Origin of the sequence: Winogradskyella psychrotolerans RS-3 (assembly GCF_000427335.1) — a bacterium.
In the GTDB taxonomy this organism is placed as follows: Bacteria; Bacteroidota; Bacteroidia; order Flavobacteriales; family Flavobacteriaceae; genus Winogradskyella; species Winogradskyella psychrotolerans.
The window spans coordinates 1-813 of the sequence record NZ_ATMR01000056.1 but is presented as its reverse complement, the minus strand read 5'-3'; the positions used below and the strand labels follow the sequence as shown (position 1 = coordinate 813).

Genomic DNA, 813 nt, shown 5'->3' with positions numbered 1-813 from the left:
CAATATAAGGGGGAACATTCTGCTTGTCTGCCAGCTCTTTACGAATCACTCTAAGTTTATCGAAAAGGGCTTCATCCTTTTCAGAGCTTGTCTCGGCCCGCTTGAACACCTCTTCTTCCATGGCCAAGAGAAATTTCTCCTTGCGTTTCAATTTCTCCCATCCTGATTCACTCAATTTCAAAATTGGCATTTTCGGGTCCTCCTGAGTGAGGTATCCTTCTGATATAAGCTGAAAGCCCAGTCTTTTCCAAAAGTCATCACTTCTATCCTTACCTATTCCGTATACGGATAATTCTTTTTGGCTTTCGGTTACTTTCGCTGCCTGTGATCCTCTTAAAACTAAAATAACATGCCCCAATCCAAATTGTTGTCCCAACCGAACTACCGCTGAAAGTAGCATTTGGGAAAAAACAGTCATATCTGACTTATTGTTTTTATGAAAACAGACATCACAATTGCCACAGTCCTGCGGATATTGTTCTCCAAAATAGTTAAGCAAATATCGCCGTCTGCAGGATTTCGTTTGACAAAACTCAACCATTGTGTTCATCTTGGCCTTCATGTGCTTTACATAATCCTCGTTGTCAGCACTTTCTATCATCCTTCTCAGGGTAATACTGTCCCCCAGACTATAAAACAACAAAGCTTCTCCAGGCAAACCATCTCGTCCTGCTCGTCCCGTCTCCTGATAGTAACTCTCAATGTTTTGAGGCATGTTGGTATGCACCACAAACCGCACATTGGACTTGTCTATTCCCATTCCAAAAGCAATTGTGGCCACCATAATTTTGACCTCATCCTTTATAAACTTCT

1 protein-coding gene is annotated in these 813 nt (G+C 41.8%); it reads right to left on the bottom strand.

What is annotated here, in order from left to right; genetic code table 11:
* On the bottom strand, positions 1–784 hold a 784-nt coding region (locus tag ADIWIN_RS04200), incomplete at its 3' end, for an RQC domain-containing protein (RefSeq protein WP_235047012.1).
* Positions 785–813: the final 29 nt, after the last annotated feature.